The 23862-nt window shown below is 58.7% G+C and carries 18 protein-coding genes and 1 tRNA gene; 11 read left to right on the forward strand and 8 right to left on the reverse strand.

What is annotated here, in order from left to right; all coding sequences use genetic code 11:
• The first annotated feature begins 162 nt into the window (after positions 1-162).
• Positions 163-1374, forward strand: a complete 1212-nt coding sequence (locus FB555_RS01380; RefSeq protein WP_246323496.1) for a YlbL family protein — start codon at positions 163-165, stop codon at positions 1372-1374.
• A 35-nt stretch (positions 1375-1409) separates the two neighbouring features.
• Positions 1410-4268 carry a UPF0182 family protein gene (locus FB555_RS01385; protein WP_182483656.1) on the forward strand — a complete coding sequence of 953 codons (2859 nt, stop codon included), beginning with the start codon at positions 1410-1412 and terminating at the stop codon, positions 4266-4268.
• Positions 4269-4351: 83 nt separating this feature from the next.
• Here the strand turns inward: FB555_RS01385 and FB555_RS01390 are convergent, their stop codons facing one another.
• Both FB555_RS01390 and FB555_RS01395 read right to left on the reverse strand, forming a co-directional pair.
• Positions 4352-5665 carry an ABC transporter permease gene (locus FB555_RS01390; protein WP_182483657.1) on the reverse strand — a complete coding sequence of 438 codons (1314 nt, stop codon included), beginning with the start codon at positions 5663-5665 and terminating at the stop codon, positions 4352-4354.
• Positions 5662-6360, reverse strand: a complete 699-nt coding sequence (locus tag FB555_RS01395; RefSeq protein ID WP_182483658.1) for an ABC transporter ATP-binding protein — start codon at positions 6358-6360, stop codon at positions 5662-5664. The genes FB555_RS01390 and FB555_RS01395 overlap by 4 nt, the downstream gene beginning before the upstream one ends.
• Positions 6361-6619: 259 nt before the next feature.
• On the opposite strand from FB555_RS01395, the gene FB555_RS01400 reads away from it, so the two are divergent.
• From FB555_RS01400 to FB555_RS01420, 5 genes are all read left to right on the forward strand, one after another.
• Positions 6620-8032: a cytochrome ubiquinol oxidase subunit I gene (locus FB555_RS01400; protein ID WP_182483659.1), complete on the forward strand. Its 1413-nt coding sequence runs from the start codon at positions 6620-6622 to the stop codon at positions 8030-8032.
• Positions 8033-8042: 10 nt separating this feature from the next.
• Positions 8043-9047 (forward strand): cytochrome d ubiquinol oxidase subunit II, encoded by a 1005-nt coding sequence (gene cydB, locus FB555_RS01405; protein WP_182483660.1) that lies wholly within the window; start codon positions 8043-8045, stop codon positions 9045-9047.
• Between the two features lie 10 nt (positions 9048-9057).
• Entirely contained in the window at positions 9058-10869 is a 1812-nt protein-coding gene (gene cydD, locus FB555_RS01410; RefSeq protein WP_182483661.1) for a thiol reductant ABC exporter subunit CydD, read from the forward strand.
• Positions 10866-12635, forward strand: coding sequence for a thiol reductant ABC exporter subunit CydC (gene cydC, locus FB555_RS01415; RefSeq protein WP_182483662.1), 1770 nt, complete (start codon positions 10866-10868; stop codon positions 12633-12635). The genes cydD and cydC overlap by 4 nt, the downstream gene beginning before the upstream one ends.
• Positions 12636-12688: 53 nt before the next feature.
• A tRNA-Met gene (locus tag FB555_RS01420) sits at positions 12689-12762 on the forward strand.
• 211 nt (positions 12763-12973) lie between these two features.
• Here the strand turns inward: FB555_RS01420 and FB555_RS01425 are convergent.
• Positions 12974-14890, reverse strand: a complete 1917-nt coding sequence (locus tag FB555_RS01425; protein ID WP_182483663.1) for a DEAD/DEAH box helicase — start codon at positions 14888-14890, stop codon at positions 12974-12976.
• 46 nt (positions 14891-14936) lie between these two features.
• Positions 14937-15536, reverse strand: a complete 600-nt coding sequence (locus FB555_RS01430; protein WP_182483664.1) for a hypothetical protein — start codon at positions 15534-15536, stop codon at positions 14937-14939.
• A 140-nt stretch (positions 15537-15676) separates the two neighbouring features.
• Between FB555_RS01430 and FB555_RS01435 the strand changes: the two genes are divergently transcribed.
• Together FB555_RS01435 and FB555_RS01440 are read left to right on the forward strand one after the other, a co-directional pair.
• On the forward strand, positions 15677-16627 hold the full coding sequence (locus FB555_RS01435; RefSeq protein ID WP_343046367.1) for an arginase family protein: 951 nt from the start codon (positions 15677-15679) through the stop codon (positions 16625-16627).
• 9 nt (positions 16628-16636) lie between these two features.
• Positions 16637-17260: a DUF998 domain-containing protein gene (locus FB555_RS01440; RefSeq protein ID WP_182483665.1), complete on the forward strand. Its 624-nt coding sequence runs from the start codon at positions 16637-16639 to the stop codon at positions 17258-17260.
• Between the two features lie 19 nt (positions 17261-17279).
• Here the strand turns inward: FB555_RS01440 and hutI are convergent, their stop codons facing one another.
• The 3 genes from hutI to hutH all read right to left on the reverse strand — a co-directional run bounded on the left by hutI (position 17280) and on the right by hutH (position 21805).
• Positions 17280-18512 (reverse strand): imidazolonepropionase, encoded by a 1233-nt coding sequence (gene hutI, locus FB555_RS01445; protein ID WP_182483666.1) that lies wholly within the window; start codon positions 18510-18512, stop codon positions 17280-17282.
• 9 nt (positions 18513-18521) lie between these two features.
• Positions 18522-20189, reverse strand: a complete 1668-nt coding sequence (hutU, locus tag FB555_RS01450; protein ID WP_182484238.1) for a urocanate hydratase — start codon at positions 20187-20189, stop codon at positions 18522-18524.
• A gap of 62 nt (positions 20190-20251) precedes the next feature.
• Positions 20252-21805 (reverse strand): histidine ammonia-lyase, encoded by a 1554-nt coding sequence (gene hutH, locus FB555_RS01455; RefSeq protein ID WP_182483667.1) that lies wholly within the window; start codon positions 21803-21805, stop codon positions 20252-20254.
• A gap of 91 nt (positions 21806-21896) precedes the next feature.
• On the opposite strand from hutH, the gene FB555_RS01460 reads away from it, so the two are divergent.
• On the forward strand, positions 21897-22697 hold the full coding sequence (locus FB555_RS01460) for an IclR family transcriptional regulator (RefSeq protein WP_182483668.1): 801 nt from the start codon (positions 21897-21899) through the stop codon (positions 22695-22697).
• Between the two features lie 50 nt (positions 22698-22747).
• A complete protein-coding gene (locus FB555_RS01465; protein ID WP_182483669.1) occupies positions 22748-23077 on the forward strand; it encodes a DMT family transporter in 330 nt (109 codons plus the stop codon).
• Between the two features lie 127 nt (positions 23078-23204).
• On the opposite strand, the gene FB555_RS01470 is transcribed toward FB555_RS01465, so the two are convergent.
• Positions 23205-23852 carry a DUF305 domain-containing protein gene (locus FB555_RS01470; RefSeq protein WP_182483670.1) on the reverse strand — a complete coding sequence of 216 codons (648 nt, stop codon included), beginning with the start codon at positions 23850-23852 and terminating at the stop codon, positions 23205-23207.
• Positions 23853-23862: the final 10 nt, after the last annotated feature.

The raw sequence follows: 23862 nt of genomic DNA on the forward strand, positions 1-23862 counted from the left end.
AATGGAGGAATTGGGCAAAACGCCGATGTCATAACCAGCTGATTCTCAGGGCGTGAATCTACGCTAGCAATAGTGCCTGTGTAAGCCCCCTCTCCTTTAGGTTCTTTGCGTGCGCTACGCGCGAACATTGCCCACGACAAGAGATCAGTGAAAGGATCTGCGTTGACGCTGTTCCACACCGATGAAAATGGTGAACCCACGGCGTCGAATCAGACCCGGAGCACGCGAGAGGAACGTCGACGGTCGGCCGGAATCGGCTTGTTGGTGGGGTCGGTGATTGTCGCTTTGACTCTCGCCGTAGTGCCGTCCCCTTACGTAGTTGAACAGCCTGGTCCGGTCTTTGACACCCTGGGCGTGGTCACGGTTAATGCTCCCGTAGATGCTGCCACGAGCTCGCAAACAAGCGCCCAGACGGCTACCGGCGAGACGCAAAAGACAAAAATTCCTCTCATCACAATTTCGGGTGCCACAACGTTCTCCACTACGGGCGCGCTGGATTTGCTCACGGTTTCCGTGTTGGGCAACCCAGAGAACCTTCCGTCGTGGATGGAAATTATAGGCGCGTGGTTCGACCCGTCGAAGGCCGTCGTTCCCGCTAGTGCAATTTTCCCGTCGAACGAGTCTCAACAGGAACGCGACGCGGCCAACACCACGCTCATGACGGACTCGCAGCAGGATGCGATTGCCGCAGCTCTCACCCAGCTCGGCTACGACGTTGTCGCCGGAATCGAAGTCGATGGGTTCTCCGAGAATTCACCGGCGGAATCGGTGTTGCAATCTGGCGATGTTATTACGGCATTCGCGGGAACCACCGTCAGGAGTGTGCAAGGACTTCGTGATGCTGTGGCCGCTAGCGGCGCCGGCGTTCCAGCGACGCTGAACTTCATTCACCTCGGTGTGACAACCGAGGGCACAGTTACCCCCATTGATAACGGCGGTAACGCCATCATCGGTATCGGCGCCAAAGCAAAATATGATTTCCCGTTTGACGTCACCATCCGGTTAGATGATGTCGGCGGACCGAGCGCCGGCATGATGTTTGCCCTCGGAATCATCGACAAGTTGACCCCTCAAGACATTGCGGGAGGCGCGCATGTTGCCGGCACCGGCACCATCGATTCGATGGGAATAGTCGGCCCTATCGGTGGCATTCGGCAGAAACTTTACGGTGCGAGAGCCGCCGGAGCAACAGTTTTCTTGGCTCCGTCGTCAAACTGTGACGAAGTCGTCGGACATATTCCGAGCGGACTCGATGTCTATGCCGTCACCACTCTTCAAGATTCTCTCAATGTTCTGGCCTTCACTAACCAGTACGGCGATAAAGCCGGGGAGATGAACGCCAAGACAAGCACGCTGGCAACATGTCAGAATTGATCCACAACGATACGCGACACCATTAAGGGTTATACGTGACTAATTCCAACACTGTTCGGCGCAAGTCCTCGCGCACACCGCTCGCCATTACCATCGGTGTGTTGGTGGTGCTTCTGATTGCATTCTTTGTCTTTGCGAGTGTCTATTCCGAAGTGCTCTGGTTCGAGCAGCTCGGCTTCTTGAACGTGCTCTTGACGCAGTGGTTTGCCAGCGCGGGTTTCTTCGTCGCCGGATTCATCGCCATGGCCGTTCCGGTGTGGCTGAGCATCGAAATTGCCTACCGCCGCCGCCCTGTCTACGCGCGTTTGAGCTCTCAGCTCGACCGGTACCAAGAGATCATTGAGCCGCTTCGCCGGTTGCTCACCTTCGGCGTTCCGGCGCTTCTTGGGCTTTTTGCCGGAATTTCGACGGCGACCCGCTGGCAGACAACGATGCTGTACGTGAACAGCACGCCCACAGGAACCGTTGACCCACAATTCGGGCTTGACATCTCGTTCTTCCTCTTTGAGCTCCCCTTCTATCAGGCAGTGATTGGCTTGTTCTCGGCGATCATCTTGCTGAGCGCCATTGCGGCATTGCTCACGAGCTATGTCTATGGTTCAATTTCGGTTGCCAAGCGTGAACTTCGGGTGGCCAAGGCCGCGCGCATTCAACTGGCAATCTTGGGTGCCGTGTATATCGCGCTTCAAGGCGTGAGCATTTGGGTTGACCAGTTTGCTACTCTCACCAGCGCGAGTGGCTTGATGACCGGTGCTGATTACGCGGATGTGAATGCCAAGATCCCGGGCCTTCAAATTTTGTCGGTTGTGGCGATCCTTGTCGCCCTCCTGTTTGTGGTCACGGCATTTACCGGGCGGTGGCGACTGCCAGTCGTCGGAACGGCGCTCCTAGTCGTGACCGGCCTTGTTTTGAGCATGGGGTACCCCTGGGTCGTTCAGCGATTCGTGGTTGCCCCGAGCGAGCGAAGCCTCGAAGCCCCCTACATTGCCCGCAACATTGACATGACGCGTGAAGCGTATGGTGTGGCTAATGTTCAAGAGATCCCGTACAACGCGACGACAGATGCGACTCCCGGTGCATTGCGCGCGGATGCAGAAACAACCGCGAGTATCCGCATCATCGACCCTGCTCTCGTCACGGCATCATTTGCGCAGCTTGAGCAGTTCAAGCAGTACTACAGCTTCCCCGCTGAGTTGGATGTTGACCGCTACCAAATCGACGGCAAGAGTCAAGACTCCGTGGTCGCCGTCCGTGAGCTGAACCAAGCCGGTATTGGTTCCTCGCAGTCGTGGTACAACAACACCGTTGTCTACACCCACGGGTATGGCCTCGTAGCCGCCTACGGCACCGAGAACTCCACCGATGGACAACCGGTCTTCCTCGAAGCGGGAATCCCAACTTCCGGTTCACTTGGCACGTTTGAACCTCGTGTCTACTTTGGCGAGAAATCCCCTCAGTACTCAATTGTTGGCGGCGCTGCGGGCAGCAGTCCGGTTGAGCTGGATTACCCTGCAGCGGGAGACACGAACCAGCAGACGTATACGACTTTTGCTGGCGATGGCGGTCCCAAGCTCGACAACATCTTCAAGCGCCTCGTGTATGCCCTGAAGTTCCAGAGCGAAGAAATCATTCTCTCGGATGCTGTTTCCAACGACTCTCAGATCCTGTACGACCGCGATCCCCGTACCCGGGTAGCAAAGGTTGCCCCATATCTCACCCTCGACTCCGACCCCTATCCCTCGGTGGTAGACGGCAAGATGGTGTGGATTATTGACGGATACACCACGAGCCAGAACTACCCGTATTCTCGGGTGGAGAGCCTCTCCGCCGCAATTTCTGACAGTGCAACGACCTCGTCAACTTTTGCGATCGACAATGTGAACTACATCCGTAACTCGGTGAAGGCCACTGTCGATGCTTATGACGGCAAGGTCACGCTATACGCGTGGGATGAAAACGATGCCGTCTTGAAGACTTGGCAGAAGATTTATCCGGCCAACACAAAGCCCATGAGCGAGATGAGCGGTGACCTGCTCAGCCACGTTCGCTACCCAGCGGACCTGTTCAAGGCGCAGCGTGCGATTCTTGGTCAGTACCACGTGACCGATGCAGGCTCGTTCTACTCGCGTGATGACGCGTGGATCACGCCGAATAACCCGACAGCGGTCGATACGTCGGTCTTCCAGCCCCCGTATTACTTGACCATGCAGGCTCCCGGTCAAGATGCACCGGCCTACTCGATTTACTCCACCTTCATTCCGGATGCGACCGGTACCAATAGTCGTAACGTTTTGACGGGGTACTTGGTGGCAGATTCGGATGCTGGGTCAACGGCGGGCAAGCCTTCTGCGGGTTACGGCACGTTGAGGCTCTTGACGCTTCCCAAGGACGTCACGGTTCCGGGACCGGGCCAGGTGCAGAATAACTTCAACGCTGACCCGAACGTTTCGAAGGAGCTGAACCTGCTGAGCCAGGGGTCAACCAACGTGCTGAAGGGTAACCTTCTTACCCTTCCTGTCGGTGGCGGATTGCTGTACGTTCAGCCGGTCTACGTGCAGTCCACGGGTAATACGAGCTATCCTCTGCTGAAGAAAATCTTGGTCGCTTTCGGCGACAAGATTGCGTTCCAGGACACGTTGCCGCAGGCACTTGATGTTCTCTTCGGTGGGAATTCAGGAGTGGGCACGCCGACAAAAGCCACGGATACTCCCTCTACCGATACGGGCACCACAACGACGACACCCAACGCAGCACTTAACGCCGCATTGCAGGATGCCAAGTCGGCTATTGCCGACCGTGAAGCAGCGCGCATTGCGGGTGACTGGACGGCCTTTGGCGCGGCAGATGCTCGCCTGACCGCTGCCTTGGATCGGGCGTTGGCTGCCAGCATGTAATGCACGCCAGCCAATAACAGTCGAAGGCCCCCTCCCAGAACGGAGGGGGCCTTCGACTGTTATTGCCCGTGCCGGTGGGAACGTTACTCGTACCGGAGGGCCTCGATGGGATTCTGGCGGGCGGCTTTCGAGGCCGGCAGCGTGCCGGCGACAAAAGCGATGAACATGACGATTCCCATGATGGTAGCGATGGATGCCGGTGCAAACTGCAGGATGTTCAAGCCGGGAAGTCCTGACAGCACCGTTGTCGAGAGGAAGGAGCTCAGGGGCGTGCCGATACCGATGGCAACGAGGGCTCCGATGGCGCTGCCCAAGAAGCCAATAAAGACAGCTTCGAGGCTGAAGAGTGCGTAGATTGCTCCCGAGCCCATGCCCATTGCCTTCATGAGACCGATTTCGCGGGTGCGCTCCTGAACACTCATGAGCAGGGTGTTGATGATGCCGAACCCCGCGGCCAGTAGGGCGATTCCAGCAAAGGCATTCAGCACGCCGACAATGCCATCGATTACTGCCTGGAACGTGCCTATTTGGTCTGCCACCGTTTTTGCGCTGTAACCGGAATCGGCCAAAGTCTTCTGAAGGACCTGCACGTCGGTCGCACTCAGAGCTGGGTCAAAGTTTGCTGTTGCCGCCGAGTACCCTTCCGCAGTTGTAGCAGGCTTCCCCGAATTCTGGATGGAGTCAAGCTCGTTCAGGAGGGCCGTATTCAGCTCCGCACCGCTGCCCAATAATGTGTCATTCTGCACGCCCACTACGGTGGCTGTCACGGTGTGTGCCACGCGCTGGTAATCCTTGATCCCGATGGTCACCACAGACCCGGCGGCGCTGACGGCATCCGTATAGCCCAAGTTCTCAAGATAGGTATTGGGGATGAGCAATTGGTAATCGGCGGTGGAATTGTCGAGTTGCGCTCCAGCCGCCAGACTCGCCTTGGAAATCGCCGCATTGGTGTTGACCCGCAATTTGTAGGTTCCATTATTGGCATATTGGATGTAGTCGGCGGTGACGGCGATCAAAGGGTTCACGGCCGTGATGCCCGGTACGGCGCCGATGGTCGCCAAATCTTCTTTGCTGAGGGCTGGGAGCGACCCGTTGAGACCCGTCGGGCCGTTCGGGCCAATGACGCTTCCGCCAGACGAGACGGCAGCGTTGGGATCGTAGGTCGCCGGCCCAGTACTGACAATGCCCGGTGTAGTTGCCTTCGAAATTGTGAAGATCCCGGGTGTTCCGATGGCGGTCACCTGGGTGTCGATGTAGTCGGAAACTCCCGTCCCAATAGCACTGGTGATGGTGAGGGTGAAGGCGCCGATAAAGATGGCAATAACCGTCAAAGTTGTTCGCAGTTTGTTGCGAAAGCTGTTGCGAACCGCGCTGGCGACGACGTCTTGAATTCTCATTTTGCGGTTCCTGTCGTTTCTTCGCGGCCGTCGCGCATGAATATCTGGCGGTCGCATCGGGCGGCCAGATCTGCGTCATGCGTCACGATGATAAGCGTGATGCCTTTTTCGCGATTGAGCTTAAAAAGGATGTCCTCAACGACGAGGCCCGTTGCGCTATCAAGATTTCCGGTCGGCTCGTCGGCGAAAATTACCTTGGGGTTGTTGACGAGCGCGCGGGCAATGACGACGCGCTGTTTCTGGCCCCCGGAGAGGTTGATGGCCTTGCTCTTGGCTTTGTCGGCGAGTTCGAGTTGTTCCAGGGCTGCCATGCCACGCTCACGACGCTCTCTCGCACCGACGCCGGCAATGGTGAGGGGCAACATGACGTTATCCAACACCGTGGCGTTCGGAATCAGAAAGAACTGCTGAAACACGAACCCAAAGTCTTCGTTGCGGAAGCGGTTCAGCTCGTTCTTCTTGAACGTCACGGCGTCCTTCCCGTGAACGAGGAGGTGGCCACCGTCAGGTTCGTCGAGCAGTGCTAGGAGATGCATGAGGGTTGACTTCCCCGATCCGCTCTTGCCAATGATGGCAATACTTTCTCCTGCTGTCACTGCAAGGGAGACGCCCGAAAGTGCATCAAACTTGCTGGATCCTTGACCGTAGGACTTGGCGATATCTTGCGCTTCCAAAATGAGGTTCACGTGCGCCATTATTGTCCTGCCGCTCCCAGCATCGCTGGGAATTTGGTGTGAGGCTTGTTTGCGGGTCGTGGGGGTCTCCTGAAGGGCCCTCCCGGTGAAAAGGGCTTGCTGGGCGCATCCAGTGAATCTGTGCTGATGAATGGAAATACTCTTGCGCTTAATGGTGGTCCATGTTCTCTACGAGTCGTAGAATCAGATTGTTCTCAGAACAACCCAAAATTTTTTGCGTTAACCGCGAGAACGAGATGCAACACCAGGGGAGTCACTAATGGAATGGCTTGATCCGCTTGCACTGGCACGGTGGCAGTTTGGTCTCACCACCGTTTATCATTTTCTTTTCGTTCCCATCACCATTGGCATGGCTCTCGTCGTGGCCATTTTTCAGACGGCCTGGTATCGCACCGACAAGACGCAGTACCTGCAGCTGACGCGTTTTTTTGGCGGACTCTTCCTCATCAACTTCGCCATGGGTGTCGTCACGGGAATCGTTCAGGAGTTCCAGTTCGGCATGAATTGGTCTGACTACTCGCGATTCGTCGGCGACATTTTCGGAGCGCCGTTAGCTTTCGAGGGCCTGCTGGCCTTCTTCTTTGAGGCAACGTTTATTGGACTCTGGATCTTTGGGTGGGACAAGCTACCGCGTGGACTGCACCTTGCCACTATCTGGTGTGCTTCCATGGGGGCCATCCTTTCGGCATATTTCATTCTCGCCGCCAACGCTTTCATGCAGAATCCCGTTGGATACGCCATGAACCCGGAGAAGGGGAGGGCTGAGCTCGTTGATATTGTCGCTGTGCTCTTCAACCCCATCGCCTTGGCCCAATTCCCGCACACAATTCTGGGCAGCATCATGGTGGCCACGGCCATCATCGTCTCGGTAGCTGCCTGGCATATCTCTCGCGGTCAACACTTTGAAACCATGCGACCGGCATTGCGACTGGGCTTGTGGGGCCTCTTGGCCTCAGGAGTGCTGATGTTCATCAGCGGCGACTCTCTGGGATTGGCCATGGTCCAAGCGCAACCGATGAAGATGGCGGCTGCTGAATCTCTGTACTCCACGACGGCCGGGGCAAGCTTCTCGATCTTCAGTATTGGAACACCGGACGGCTCGTCGGAAATCTGGTCGGTTCGTGTTCCGGGCCTGCTGTCCTTCCTCTCCACGCATACCTTCAACGGCACCGTTGAAGGCATCAATGACCTTCAGGTTGCCTACGTCAAGGCTTACGGCCCCGGCGACTATTCCCCCATTACTTGGGTCACGTACTGGGCCTTCCGTTGGATGATTGGCCTCGGAGCTGTCGCTGCCATCGTCGCAACAGCGGGATTGTTCTTCACACGTGGGCACCGTCTGCCGAAAAACAAGTGGATCTGGAAAATCGCCATCTGGTCATGGCCTTTACCTCTCATCGCCATGAGCGTGGGATGGATCTTCACCGAAATGGGTCGTCAGCCGTGGATTGTCTTTGGTCTGCTCAAGACAGAAGCGGGAGTTTCTCCCGGGGTATCCGGACTCGACGTTCTTATCTCGCTCATAGCCTTTACCCTCGTCTACGGCATTCTCGCTGTGGTGGAAGTGAAGCTATTCCTCAAGACGGCCCAGGCCGGACCTGCACCCATTGAAATGACGAAGGTGGACGGCTCAGATGATGAGCAGCCCGTTCTCGTCGGAACTGTTTACTAGGAGCTGACCCATGGATCTCGCATACCTTTGGTTCTTTATTGTCGGCTTCTTATTTATCGGCTATTTTGTCCTCGACGGCTTCGACTTTGGAGTCGGAATGAGCCTGCCTTTCTTGAGCAAGGATGACACCGATCGTCGTGTTCTCATCAATACGATCGGCCCCATCTGGGATCTCAACGAAACCTGGGTCATTGTGGCTGGGGCTAGTCTCTTTGCCGCTTTCCCCGAGTGGTACGCCACGCTCTTCAGCGGTTTCTACCTCGCGCTCCTTCTGATTCTTCTCGCCTTGATCGTGCGTGGGGTGTCGTTTGAGTACCGTCACAAGAACCCTGACTCGCGCTGGAAGAAATGGTTCGACGGCATGATTATCGTTGGCTCGGCCGTTCCCGCCCTGCTGTGGGGTGTCGCCTTCGCGAACATCGTTCAAGGTGTCGAGCTTGACGCCTCCTTTACGTATTCGGGTGGATTGTTGCCCCTGCTGAACCCCTACGCCCTGCTGGGCGGGCTCACCACGTTGCTGTTGTTTTTCACGCACGGCGTTATCTTCGTCTCATTGAAAACCGACGGTGAGCTTCGTGAGTGTGCTCGTGTTCTGGCCACCAAGTCCGGCATTCTGACGATTGTGGTTGCGGCTACTTTCTTGGTCTGGACGACGTTGGCTTACGGGAGCTTCCTCTCCGGTGCTGTCGCGGTAATAGCGGCGGTTGCGCTCATCGCGTCGTACGTGTTGAACCTTCGTGGGCGCGAGGGATGGGCTTTCGGATTCATGGCTTTCACCATTGCCACCGCTGTCCTGAGTCTGTTCCTGGCTCTGTTCCCCGATGTCATGCCCGCGAGCAACAATCCGGCCTACAGCCTCACCATCGAGAACGCATCGTCATCGAATTACACCTTGACGGTCATGACGTGGACCGCTTTGTTTGCCTTGCCGTTGGTGCTGGCCTATCAAGGATGGACGTACTGGATATTCCGCAAGCGCGTGACCCGGGCGACGGTGCTAGTCTCGGCGCACTAGGCTCCGAGGCATGGCTACTTCGCCGCTCGATCCGCGGCTTGTCAGATATGCGTCGGCGGCAAGGGTATTCCTTGTCGTCGGCGCCTTTCTCGCGCTCGCACAAACCGCAACAACGCTCCTTTTTGCCTGGGGCGTCGCGAATGCGGTCGGACTTGCCGTTGCCGGGGCCCCTTTTGCGGAGGTTCTTCACTACGTTGTCATGGTCGCTGCAGCAGTGCTGGCACGATCGGCTGTTCTGTGGCTCAATGATGTCGTAGCCGCTCGCGGGGCTGCATCCGTTAAATCTCAGTTACGTCTCAAGCTCATGCAAGCCCTCTCCAAGCTTGGGCCCTCGTGGTTGTCAACGCGCAATACCGTTCACCTCACTACGGTCGTGGGGCGGGGGCTTGAGGCTCTCGATAAGTACTTCGCCAATTACGTCCCCCAACTCATCTTGACGGCGATCGCGACCCCCATCATCGTTGTCATCCTCTTCACCCAGGATCTGTTCACGGGCTTTGTTGTTCTCATCACCTTGCCCCTCATTCCACTGTTCATGGCGCTCATCGGGCGAGCCACAAAGGCCGTTCAGGCCCAGCAATGGCGACAACTGACAAAATTGTCCTCCGGTTTTCTCGATGTCGTTGAGGGCCTCTCGACACTGACAATTTTTGGCCGCGCCCGTCGACAGGAGCAGCGCATCGCCAGCCTCACGAACGAGTATCGGCTCCGCACCATGAAGGTGTTGCGCATGTCGTTTTTGTCCGGTTTTGTGCTCGAGTTGGTTGCGTCGCTCTCGGTAGCTCTCGTTGCCGTGTCCATCGGCGTTCGGTTGGTGGACGGGACCCTCACGCTCGCCATCGGGCTTTTCGTCTTGTTGCTGACTCCTGAGGCTTACCTCCCCCTTCGCAACGTGGGCACACAGTTTCACGCTGCTGCTGAGGGTGTAGCCGCTGCCGAAGATGTATTCGAGGTTCTCGATGCCGCATCCGGGATGAGCTCTGGTCGTTCTCGGAAACAAGGAGCCTTGGACTCCTCCATGACGGATTCCCTGGGGGTGCGGCGTGACGACCAGGAAGCGAGCGCTAACGGGCGGGAGTTTATGGTCACCCTTTCTGGAATGGCCCCCGCGACATTGATGACGGATATTCCTGCTTTCACCGTTCGTGGCTTGACGGTGGCCCACGGTGACATTGTTGTGCTGGATCGTCTCACGACCTCCTTCCCCGCCGGGTCCCTGACAGTGATCACCGGCCCCAGCGGAGTGGGCAAGACCACCCTCTTCTCGGCACTTCTCGGCTTTGTGAAATACACGGGTGATATCGGTTGGGGAGATACGTTCTTCACGGGAGCCGCCGCCGCCCGTGCCGATATCTCCTGGGCTTCTCAAAAACCAAGCCTCGTGGCCGGAACGATTGCCGCCAATGTCAGTCTCGGTCAACCCGAGGTAGATCCCGCGGTCCTTGCACAGTCTTTAACGTTGGCGGCAGCGGAGTCTCTCGATCCGGAACTCCTGTTGGGCGTTGGGGGAAGTGGCCTGTCCGGCGGGCAAGCACAACGGGTTGCCATTGCTCGCGCCTACTATCGTGCAATCGTGTGCAAGACACCGGTCATTATCCTGGATGAGCCTACCTCGGCCCTAGACGCCGTGACGGAGGACCTCGTCATTTCGGGTGCTCGGCACTTTGTTGATGAAGGAAGAACCGTGATCATCGTGAGTCACCGTCGCTCGGTCATTGCCGCTGCAGACGTGATTCTCGACCTGACACCTCCGGTAGCCTCCTCCCTCCTCGCGACCGACGCTCGTGCCGCCCAGATTCATGAAGCCGAGGTAAGCGCGTGAGAGGTGTCAGTGCCGAGACACGTGAGGTGCTTCGCCTTGCCCAGCCCTCGCCGCGTCAGTTTGCCCCCGGCCTCATCATGGCTGTCGTCACCGGACTTGCGGCGGTGGGACTGCTGGCAACCGCGGCGTGGCTCATAACCCGTGCTTCGGATATGCCTCCGATCATGTATCTCAACGTCGCCATCGTGGGGGTGCGATTCTTTGCGCTGTCGCGGGCCGGCTTTCGGTATGGGGAACGCCTCGCCAGTCACGATGCGGCCTTTCGTTCGTTGGCTCGCTTGCGCGTGGCCATCTATCGGCGCCTCGTTCCCCTGGCTCCTGACGGATTAGCGGGGACGCGACGTGGTGACTTGCTATCCAGGCTCGTCTCCGATGTTGACCAGCTGCAGGACCTTCCCCTGCGGGTGGTTTCCCCAGCGTTGACCGCCGTTATTGTCGCCGCCCTCAGCGTGACGACAGTCTGGATAATTCTTCCCCTAGCCGGCGTCACCTTACTGATATCGCTCATCCTGGCAGCTGTTGTGGGATCGCTCGTGCAGTCGCGGATCTCCTCCGCTGTCGATGAGGAGATTGCACCGCGGCGGGCGGCCCTAGATGACGCCGTCATGGATACCCTCGGTCGAATCGATGTTCTCACGGCATTCTCGGCACTCGATTCTCGTGTTGCCACAATCCAAGCCGCCGATGCGAGCCTACGGACGGCTCAACTGCGCCGCGCCCTGGGCTCGGGGGTTGTCGCCGCTCTGGTCTCCCTTCTCGCGGGACTAGCAACCGTGGCTGCTCTCTACTATGGGGTTCCCGCACTCGTTTTCGTCGCAAATTCCAATGAGATTCCGGGCCTTGGCTGGGGCGTCTTTACGGGTCCTTACCTGGCCATGGTCGTCTTGATTCCCATTGCCGTTTTTGAGGTATTCCAGTCTCTTCCACAAGCACTGAGTGCGTGGCGCGTTGTTCGAACCAGTGCCGAACGTGTTGCCTCCGTCGCCCCCACGACCGTTCCGCCTGAGATTCCTGGCTTCGTCACGGTGGATGTTGCCGGCTCGGCCGGCACTCGACGCGACTCCACTCGAAGCCATCTTTCTGTCTTTACCGGTCTGACGCTAGACAATGCCGGGGCATCATGGCCGGGAGCAACCAGCCCGGCGTTGAACGGGTTTTCCCTCACTCTCAATCCGGGCGACCGCCTTCTGCTTGAGGGCACCAGCGGTTCCGGCAAAACGACACTCGCGCATCTTCTTGTTCGATTTCTTGAATTCACCGGCACCTACCGGATCAACAATGTTGACGTTCATAGCCTCGATGCGGATGACGTCCGCAGCGTTGTGGGCCTCGTGGAACAAAGTCCCCATCTGTTTGATGACAGCATTCGCCAGAATCTTGTCTTCGCTCTCCCGGATGCGACGGATGCTCAATTGCACAGTGTTCTCGTGCGCGTCGGCCTGGATGCCTGGGTTGCCGAACGAGGTGGGCTTGATTCCCCGGTGGGGGAGCGCGGGACACTCGTCTCTGGCGGGCAGGCTCAGCGCTTGGGGCTGGCCCGAGCCTTGCTTCACAACTTTCCCGTTCTGATCCTCGATGAGCCCACGGCCAACGTGGATCCTGGCTTCGCCGATGAACTCGTTCGTGACATTTTGACGGCGGCATCGGACACCAACCGAGCCATCATCCTGATTTCGCACGTGCCGGTAGACCCCGCACTGGTGACCGTAAGAATGAGTCTTTCGTCGGTCGATTCAGCCTCTGTGTCGCGGACCACAGTTGGGTGATTGCCACGCGTGTAAACGGGTACCACTGCGGCATGGTAAAGTTGAAACAACGACGCGGGGTGGAGCAGCTCGGTAGCTCGCTGGGCTCATAACCCAGAGGTCGCAGGTTCAAATCCTGTCCCCGCAACTGATGTCGCAACTAAGAATCCCTCTCAGAAATGAGAGGGATTCTTAGTTTTATCTTCCGCACTTCGCTCCTGCGTTTCGCACCAAATTTGGCGTCATGTCAAAGCTGGGTCCCGCCGATCGCAGCCGAACCCAGACCTTCAGTCAACGGCAAATGCCGACTCAGCCCTCTTTCGAGCATGGGTTGAGCCGGCATCGGCAGCGGTGACCGCCTATTCGTGACGGGGCTTGCGCTCGGGGCGCTCTTCCCGCTCGTCGCGACGGCCAGCACCTGGATGGTCCGCGCGAAGCTCGATGAGCTTGCCGCTGATGCGTGTGTTCTCAAGCTTGGCAAAGACATCACGAGAGAGGTCCGCCGGTAGCTGCACGATGGAGTGATCGGGAAGGATTTGGATTGCACCAAAGTCTTCGCGGCTGAGTCCACCTTCATTGGCGAGGGCCCCTACGATTTGACGAGGCTCGACTTTTTGGCGCTTTCCAACCTCAAGGCGGTAGGACGCCATAACCCGGCTGTTATCACGCGGGCGTCGCTCCGGGCGCTCGCCACGAGATTCGCTGAAATCGCGCGGAGGGCGATCATCGCGGCTAAAGCGGTCACGAGGAGGTCGATCGTCACGGCTGTACCGGTCGTCCCGCGAGGGGCGTCCACCACGGTCGCCACGATCATTGCGGTCATTACGTCCGCCGCGCGAATCTCCACGGTCACCGCGTTCGGCACGATCCTTGCGCGTTTGTTCCTCGCGCTCGTAGCGCGCCGCACGCTCGTCTTCAGCCGACAGCAAGAGCGGAATATCGCCTTGAGCAACGACAGCAAGGGCGGCGGCAACATCGGCTTCGGGAACATCGTGATGCTCGATGTAGTGGCCGACAATTTCACGGAACTTGAGGATCCGGTCCGTTTGGCCAAGAGCCTCGGTGATGGCGTCGTCAAAACGAGCGAGACGCGTCACGTTGACGTCCTCGACGCTGGGAAGTTGCATTTGCGTCAAGGGCTGACGCGTGGCGCGCTCAATGGCATCCAGCAGGCGACGCTCACGGGGGGTGACGAAGCTGATAGCCGCACCCGATCGGCCGGCGCGGCCGGTGCGACCAATGCGGTGAACGTAGGACTCGGTGTCGATCGGGATGTCGTAGTTGATGACATGGCTGATGCGCTCAACATCGAGACCGCGTGCGGCAACGTCTGTGGCGACGAGAATATCGAGCTTGCCGGACTTCAACTGCTCCACGGTGCGCTCACGAGTCGCCTGGGGAACGTCACCATTGATGGCCATGGCCGAGTAACCGCGGGCACGAAGCTTCTCGGCCAGAGTCTCGGTCTCATTCTTGGTACGGGTGAAGACGATCATGCCCTCAAAATTTTCGACCTCGAGGATGCGCGTCAACGCATCCACCTTTTGGGGATACGACACCAGGAGGTAACGCTGGGTGGTGTTCGCCGAGGTTGTTGTCTTGTTCTTGACGGTAATTTCTTCAGGTTCGTTGAGGTACTTCTTCGAGATGCGACGAATCTGAGAAGGCATCGTTGCCGAGAAGAGAGCGACCTGCTTGTCGGCAGGTGTGTCGGCCAAGATCGTTTCTACGTCTTCGGCAAAGCCCATCTTGAGCATTTCGTCGGCCTCGTCAAGAACCAAGAACTTCAACTGCGTGAGGTCAAGCGTTTTCTTTTCAAGGTGGTCCATGATGCGGCCGGGAGTACCGACAACAATGTGAACGCCGCGGCGAAGGGCCGAGAGCTGAACACCGTATCCTTGGCCGCCATAGACGGGCAGTACGTGCACCCCCTTCATGTGGGAGGCGTACTTCTCAAATGCTTCACAGACCTGCAGGGCAAGCTCGCGCGTGGGAGCGAGAACGAGAGCCTGCGGGCTCTTCTGGGAGAGGTCGAGGCGCGAAAGGATAGGCAAGGCAAAAGCTGCTGTCTTTCCGGTTCCGGTTTGAGCGAGACCGACAACATCTTTTCCTGCTAGCAGCGGCGGAATGGTGGCGGCTTGGATTGCGGAGGGCGTTTCGTAGCCCACGTCCTTGAGTGCCTTGAGGACTGCGTCAGCGAGGCCGAGCTCAGTAAACATAATAGATTCGGGGGCAGTTTCTGCCTGGGTCGGTGCTGTTGTTTCCGGGGGTGTCATGGATTAAATCTACCGTGACTATATGTACGTCTCCTCCGTGACATTTTTAGAGGTCTCCTGGGCCGGAAACGAAGACAGTTGAAATTTGGGTGCCTGTGAAGGTAAATGAAATCTTGTCTTCTTCAGCGTCAAAGCCAACGAGAGCACCGACGGGAAAATACTGCTCATAGAAAGTGGCCCGCCAGCTGTCGAGTTGCGCTGGTGTTGGGTCGAAATTCCATTCTGTTTTGTTGGCCAATCTTTGCGCCAAGAACACAGCCGCGGCATCCGGAGTCATTGGTCCGATGCCGTCACTGGCAGCCAAGATGACCATGACAGGATTCGTGAAGTGGCTGACCAGTGCTTGGGTGTTCCCCGTCACAATGGCAGCTTTGATGTTCTCAATATCCGCGGCACTGGGGCCGACAGGATCGGGGGGTGGCGCCTGAGTCGGTGCAGGAATTGGCGATGGCGTTGAAGTGGGTGAAGCCGTCGAAGTGGGGGTTGGCGTTGGCGACATCGATGTTGCCGAGGGAGTTGGGGCCGCTTTCCCGGTTCCCGGCCCGGCCACGAGCATCCAGATCAACACCCCCGCTAGAGCCAGAATAATGGCACCCGCCGTAATGAGTGTTGGAAGCACCCAACGTCGTGACTTTTCCCCCGTCATGACCCTAATACTGCTCTCGTTTTAGGGAGAAGGCAACGAAAAGTATTGGGGCGCGCTCACCCATGGCCTGTCTGACATTACAGACAGCCGACCAGAGCTGACTCTGGCCTCGACGTCAGGGAATTGTTAGCGTCAACCCTGTGAACACACCAGCTAGGGCACCCCTTTCGCACGATGACCTGTGGCCACGGGCGGGGAACTGGCCCGCCCCGATTTACCGCGCGGAATCTGCTCCACTGCACAGAGATATTGATGTCGCCCTCGTGGGCATTCCGGCGTCGCTCACCTCGCTTTCGGTGACAAACGCGCACCTCACTCCGGCCGCGATCCGAGAGGCGCTTCGGCGGTACAGTCCGGCACTGATCCCCGATCGGGGGCGTGGTGAGATCTCCGACCTCACAGAGGTCGTTTCCGTCGATTTCGGTGATGTTGTGGAGCCCGATGGAGCGGGCGGGGAGACGCGCACGATGGCGTTGGTGGGTCGGGCATCCGCTCGTTCGAAACTCGTTATTGCCCTCGGCGGTGATAACTCAGTGACGGTGGCGACCGCCTTGGGGGTGTGGGGGAGTGCCATCGGCGTGGCGGGGCTGATCACCTTGGATGCGCATTACGACCTGCGGGACGGCATCAGCAACGGATCTCCTGTGCGGCGACTGATTGAGGCCGGCCTTGATCCCCGTCGCATCGTTCAAATCGGCATTCAAGATTTCGCGAATTCCGCTGCCTATGCGCGCCGAGCGAAAGATCTGGGCATAACCGTGATTCACCGGCACGAACTTGAGCGGCGTTCTATGGCTGACGTCATGGCAGAGGCTTTTGACATTGCGGGTGTGAGCGGAGGCCCGATCCACGTTGACCTCGACGTCGATGTCTGCGACCGTTCCGTTGTACCGGCCTGTCCTGCTGCGCTACCTGGGGGAATTAGCGCCTACCAGCTTCGGCAGGCGGCACGGTTAGCGGCCTCGGATAAACGGGTTTACTCTCTCGATCTCACGGAAGTTGATGCTTCCGCCGATTCACCCGACGGCCGCACCATTCGCCTCGCCGCCCTGTGCGTGTTGGAAGCCGTTGCAGGGGTAAACGCCCGTTAGCGTAGCGCCATGACGAAAATCGTTCTCGTGCGTCGCCCGGCGATTATTTCCAGCCTGTTGGCGCCGGTCCTCTTCATCGGGGGCACCGTCATATCTGAGGCCGTGACACCAACGTACGACCCCATCAAGCAAACCATCAGCGAGCTTGCCGCGCTCGATACCTCGACCCATCTTTTTCTCACGACTCTGTTCGTGATGACGGGAATTTGTCATCTCATCACCGCCGTTTACGCCACGGGAATCGGCTTGCCAGGCCGAACAGCCATCTTCATTGCCGGTCTCATGACGTTTGCGGTTGCTATTTTTCCCCTGCCAACGATGGCCGGAAGTACTCCAGAGCATCGCTACAGCGCCATGATTGGTTTCATCCTGTTGGCCATCTGGCCGGTCCTCGGCATGAGGCGGTCAAAGAAGTACCCGTGGCTGATTCGCCCGTGGGGTGCGATTTTTGGCACCGCGCTATTGGGCGTGTTCTGCTTTTGGTTCCTTGGCGTTTGGGCCGACCTCAGCCAGCCCAACATCGGTCTGGTCGAGCGGTTCGCTGCCGACATGGAATCGCTGTGGCCAGCCGTGGTCGTCGTGGCCTTATGGCGCCGCAGTCGCCGCGATCACCGCGCAATTCCTGTGGCCTAAGAGTGGCCAAGGAGTGGCGTCACGCCGTGAGGAGCTCTCCGTCTTTCCACACACGCCGCACGAGCGGCACCCCCGGACGGTAGGCCAGGTGAACATAGCTTGGGGCGATGAGCTCCACGAGATCAGCGCGGGAACCAATGGTGAGGCGGCCCACGTCCTCCCGACGCAACGCCTGAGCCCCACCCGCCGTTGCCGCCCACAGTGCTTCCGCTGGTGTCATCCCCATTTCGCGCACGGCAAGAGCGATACAAAATGACATGGATGAGGTGAAGCTCGACCCAGGGTTGCAGTCGGTAGAGAGGGCCACACTCACGCCCGCATCGATGAGACGGCGAGCGTTCGGATACGGCTGTTGTGTGGAAAACTCGACGCCCGGTAAGAGAGTCGCCACGGTCTCGGAGCGAGCGAGGGCGGCCACATCGAGGTCGGTGAGATACGTGCAGTGATCGACGGAGGCGGCGGCCAAATCAACGGCGAGACGTATGCCTTCCCCCTCGCCGAGTTGAGAGGCATGCACGCGGGGCATCAAACCGGCGTGAATACCCGCCTCCAGAATCCGGCGGCTCTCCTCGATTGTGAACGCGCCTTCTTCGCAAAACACGTCGATCCACTTGGCAAACGGCGCGCACGCGTCGAGCATGGGGCCGACGACGAGGTCGACGTAGTCTTCGCGTGTGCCGAGTTCGCCGTCCCTCAACAATCTCACGCCGGCACTGGCCGCGCCGCGATACTCACGGGGCACGACGTGAGCCCCGAGAAAGGTGACCTCGTCCGTCACCTCGCTGGCGAGGCGAACGAGCCGCTCCTCGTCGTGCACGGTGAGCCCATAGCCACTCTTGATCTCGATTGTGGTGGTGCCCTGAGCCTGAGTTTCTTTGATGAGAGCGGCAAGGCGCTTTCGGAGTTCATCGTCGGAGGCGGCCCGTGTGGCTGCCACGGTGGAAAGTATGCCGCCAGCGGAATACTTTCTTCCGCTCATGCGCGCCTCGAAATCGGCGCTCCTCTCGCCGGCGAAAATGAGGTGTGAATGGGAGTCCACGAATCCCGGCACCAAACAGCGCCCCCCGAGGTCGATGACGTGGTCGATATCGAAACCACCCGCGACTTCTGCGGCGGCCGATGTTCCCACCCAAGCGATGCGGCCGAGGTCCACCAGCAGGGCGGCATCCTTAATCTCACCGGTTATGCCCGCACCAACATCGGGGTCGTTCGTGACCAGGAGCCCAATATTGGTGAAGAGCGTTCGTGTCATGAATGGAGCTTACTTTTCCCACATGGGAACGCGCAGGCCTCGTTCGACGGCAATTTCTGCCGCCCGCTGGTAGCCCGCATCCACGTGGCGCATGACGCCCGTTCCAGGATCATTGGTGAGGACCCGCTCGAGTTTCTGGGCAGCGAGGGCAGTACCATCGGCCACCGTGACTTGGCCCGAGTGAATCGAACGGCCAATTCCCACACCCCCACCGTGATGGATGGAGACCCAGGTGGCACCGGATGCCGTGTTCAGGAGAGCATTCAAGAGAGGCCAGTCGGCGATCGCATCAGAGCCGTCGGCCATCGCTTCAGTTTCCCGGTAGGGGGAGGCGACGGAGCCCGAGTCGAGATGATCGCGCCCGATGACGATGGGCGCCGAGAGCTCGCCTGAGGCCACCATTTCGTTGAACTTGAGCCCGGCCAGATGGCGTTCTTTGTAGCCGAGCCAACAGATGCGTGCCGGCAGCCCCTCGAAATGGACTTTCTCGCCGGCCTTGGTTATCCAACGTCGGAGATGTTCGTTTTCGGGGAAAAGCTCGAGAATCGCTTTGTCGGTCTTGGCAATGTCCTCGGGGTCCCCGGAGAGGGCAACCCAGCGAAACGGGCCGTTTCCTTCGCAAAAGAGCGGGCGGATATAGGCCGGCACGAAACCGGGAAATTCGAACGCCCGGTCGTAGCCGCCGAGGATGGCTTCGGCGCGAATGGAGTTTCCGTAGTCAAAGACCACGGCTCCGGCATCCTGAAATTCGACCATAGCTTTGACCTGCTTGGCCATGGAAAGTCGCGATTGGCCGGTGAACCACTCCGAGTCCGCTTCGGCCTTGGAATGCCACTCCTCGACCGTCACACCCTCGGGGAGGTAGGAAAGCGGGTCATGAGCGCTGGTCTGATCTGTGACGATGTCGATGGCGACACCGCGGGCCAACAACTCGGGAAAGACGGTAGCAGCATTGCCCACGAGCCCAACCGAGAGAGGGATGCGAGCTTCTTTGGCGGCGAGCACGCGCGCGATGGCTTCGTCGATGTTGTGCGTGAACTCATCGAGGTAACCGCGTTGGACGCGGCGAGCAAGGCGGGCCGGGTCGACATCCACAATCAAGACAACGCCGTCATTCATGGTTACAGCCAACGGCTGAGCGCCGCCCATTCCACCGCATCCGCCGGTGAGAGTGAGTGTTCCGGCCAGGGTGCCGTCAAAATGTCGGGTGGCAACTGCGCCAAAAGTTTCGTAGGTGCCCTGCAAAATACCTTGCGTGCCGATATAGATCCAAGACCCGGCCGTCATCTGGCCATACATGGTGAGGCCCTCGGCCTCGAGCTTTCGAAAAGCGGGCCAGTTTGCCCAGTCCCCGACAAGGTTGGAATTGGCAATCAGCACACGGGGCGCCCATTCGTGCGTGCGAAACACGCCGACGGGTTTACCGGACTGTACGAGAAGCGTCTCATCAGACTCGAGTCCCTCGAGGGTGCGCACGATGGCATCGTAGGCTTCCCAGTTGCGAGCGGCCTTGCCAGTTCCTCCGTAGACGATGAGATCGTCCGGGCGTTCCGCAACCTCGGGGTCGAGATTGTTCATGAGCATGCGCAAGGGCGCCTCTGTCTGCCAACTCTTGGCAGTGAGCGTGGTGCCGCGGGCGGCGCGAACGGGGCGAGGTCCGGATGCTGCAGGTGACATCGAGGTGTTCATTTCAATTCCTCCAAAATGGGAATGAGCGTCAAAGGGATAAGGTGCCGGTGTTAGGAAAGCTCGATGGGTGACGAAGCGCGGGCAACGCGCGCAACATCTCCGTCAAGAACGGCAGCGGAAGCCGCTTCAATCTCAGGGGAGAGAAAGCGGTCGGGCCCGGGGCCCTGCACGCCAACAGATCGCAGGTGGGCGATGACGGCGGCCGAGACAATGCCTGGAGCGAGCGGTGTGCGCAGTTCAATACCTCGCGCAGACGTCATGAGTTCAATCGCGAGAACGCGACTGAGCGCATCCACTGATCGCCGCAGTTTGCGACCGGCATGCCAACCCATTGAGACGTGATCCTCCTGCATGGCGGAGGAAGGAATCGAATCGACCGAGGCGGGGGTAGCGAGACGCTTCATTTCAGATACCAGGCCAGCCGACGTGTACTGGGCAATCATCAAGCCCGAGTCCACCCCAACCTCATGAGCCAGAAACGGGGGCAAGCCTTGGTTCCGTGCGCGGTCTAAGAAACGGTCCGTACGGCGCTCGCTCATGGAGGCGACATCGGCGGCGACGATCGCTAGAAAATCGAGAACGTAGGCCACTGGGGCTCCGTGGAAGTTACCGTTCGACTCAACGCGACCGTTTACGGTGAGCACGGGATTATCGACGGCGGAAGCGAGCTCGCGCTCGGCAATTGTGACGGCGTGGGTGACGGTGTCGCGTGCACCGCCATGAACTTGAGGGGCGCACCGCAGCGAATACGCATCCTGAACGCGACCGTCATCCGGGCCAGCGTGAGATCCCACAATAGGGGAGTTTGCCAGAACAGCGCGAATGTTCGCCGCGGAAACGGCTTGCCCTTCCTGCGGGCGCAAAGCCTGCAAATCCGAAGCGAAAACTTGGTCGGTTCCTAGCAGTCCTTCCACGCTCATCGCCGCGGCAACATCGGCCGTGGTGATCAGCATGGACAGGTCAGTGAGGGCGAGGACCAGCATGCCCAGCATGCCATCCGTCCCATTAATGAGCGCGAGACCCTCTTTCTCGGCGAGCACGAGCGGGGCGATCTTGGCGGCTGCAAGAGCTTGAGCGGCGGACATTAATATGCCGGATGCGTCCCGAACATCCCCCTCCCCAATGGCCGCCAGCGCACAGTGAGACAGTGGTGCGAGGTCGCCGGAGCACCCGAGCGAACCATACTCGCGAACCACGGGGGTGATTCCGGCGTTCAGCATGGCGGCATACGTTTCGGCCACGACGGGGCGAACTCCTGTGCGACCGGTCATCAGCGTCGAAAGTCGCAGAAGCATGAGGGCGCGCACAACTTCGCGCTCCACCTCGGGACCGCTTCCTGCGGCGTGGGATCGAATGAGACTGGTCTGTAATTGCGCGCGCCGATCGCCCTCGATGTAGGTCGTTGCTAGGGCTCCGAAGCCTGTGGAAATGCCATAGTGAGGATGCGGGTCAGACGCCAGATTCTCGATGATCTGCCGACTATCGGCCACCGTTATGAGAGCCGCTGCGTCGAGTGAGACGGGGGAATTGAAACGGGCAACATCAACGACGCTGTCGATGCTGACCGGGCCTCGTCCGATTGTGATCGGTGAAAGATTACTCATGCAACGATTCCACACCCCGCCGCAGATCGCAAACGCGGGTCTACACTCATGACTGTCCGGTATTACAGACTTCATGAAAGTGTTGTGTCGCATGGTCAGCCGAAAATCCGAGATATCCTCCAAGGTTCCCGCCGCGGATGCCACCCTGCGAATCCTGCAACATCTGTCTCGCCAGCGTGGTCCTGTTCCCGCCAGCACGATTGCCACGGCGCTCGATTTGCCGCGTTCGACGGTGTACCACCTGCTCACAGTGCTCGTCGAACGCAGTTTCGTCGTGCACATACCTGAGGAACGCCGCTACGGTTTGGGCCTTGCCGCCTACGAACTCTCTTCCGGTTTCTCTCGTCAGCAACCGCTGACCCGGCTCGGCACACCACTTCTGGACAAACTCGTCGATCGGCTGGGGGAAAGCGCTCACCTCGCTGTTTTACATGGCACGGATGTCCTCTACCTCGTCGAAGAACGCGCTCCTCGCCGTCCCAGCCTTGTCACTGATGTTGGGGTGCGACTGCCTGCCCCCCTCACGGCCAGCGGGCGGGCGCTCCTTTCTGCGCTACCACCGGCTCAACTTCGAGCTCTCTATCCCGACAAAGGTGCCTTCACTCAGCGTGAGGGGCGTGGGCCTCAGTCGTATGGTGAACTCAAGGTACTCTTGGCCCAAGCCCAGCGCGACGGGTACGCCGTGGAGAACGGCGAGATTACTCCTGGCCTTGCCTCAATCGGTGTCGTCGTGCGCGATCATGCGGGATGGCCGGCGGCGGGCATCGCCGTCACCTTCCCCATTAGTGAACCCGAGGGGGACGCTCGCCTGAAGCTCATGATCGACGCTCTCCTTCCCGCGTTGGCACAGACCGCTCAGGAACTTGGCCGTCGCATTCATGGTGCTAAATAGGTATCACGAGACTTCGTCAATCAGTGCTGAAGGACTGCCATGATTAACCCATGGTTTACCTCTTGCTCGTTGGCGCGATTCTGTTTGAAGTCGTCGGAACGATTTCGCTCAAACTCAGTGAGGGCTTCTCCAAGGTCATTCCGTCGGTCGTCGTGGTCATCGGCTACCTAGGAGCCTTCGTGCTGTTGGGTATTGGACTCAACAAGGGGCTGAGCGTGTCTGTCTCTTATGCAATTTGGGCCGGGGCCGGAACGGCCCTCGTTGCTATTGCCGGCGTCGTCCTGTTCAAGGAACAAATTTCGACACTTGGATTCGTTGGCATTGGCCTCATTATCGCCGGCGTCGTCATGCTGGAACTTGGCAGCGGCGCCACGCACTAACAGCACCGCCCCCAAACTCCGTGCGTTAGGCCAATCGCCCCACGTAACCGGCCGTCGTGACCGAATTGATGCAGTGCTGACAGGTCATGCCTTCATCAAGAAACGTTGTCGTTGTCATGTGCACGCCTTACTTTGCCAACATTGTTTTCATCTGGGCAATCTCTGCTGTCTGGCCCGTCACGATGGCATCGCCCAACTTCTTGACCTCCGCGTTGCCTGAGTTTGAAATCATCTTTACCATTTGCAGAGCACCCTCGTGATGAGCAATCATTCCCTCTAGGTACAGAGTGTCGAAGGCCGTTCCGGTGGCGTTATTCAACGCCGTCATCTCATCATCCGACATCATGCCGCCCATTCCCATGCCCATGTCATCCGTTCCATGACCCATGGTCGTTGTTGCCCCGGCCTTCTCGATCCAGCTCGTCATGAGTGTGATTTCGGGCGCTTGAGCATCACGAATCTTTTGAGCCAGTGCCAATACTTCTGGGTTCGCGGATATCGCCAGAGCGAGATCCGACATGTCCACGGCTTGCTGGTGATGGGGAATCATCATTTGCGCGAACATGACATCGGTATTGCTGAACTCACTCGAGTTCGAGGACCCCATCATGGAGGTTGTGGAGCCGTTGCCCATCATGCCGTTATCAGGTGTGCCCACGTTGATCGTGCATCCGGACAAGGCCACGGTGGTAGCGAGTGCAGCGGCCAGGATGCCCGCGGTGCGGACATTTGTTCCAGTCAAAATAGTCTGTGAAAAATTGGTGCGTGAAAACATTGTTAATCCT

The sequence above is a fragment of the Alpinimonas psychrophila genome (genome assembly GCF_014137865.1).
In the GTDB taxonomy this organism is placed as follows: Bacteria; Actinomycetota; Actinomycetes; order Actinomycetales; family Microbacteriaceae; genus Alpinimonas; species Alpinimonas psychrophila.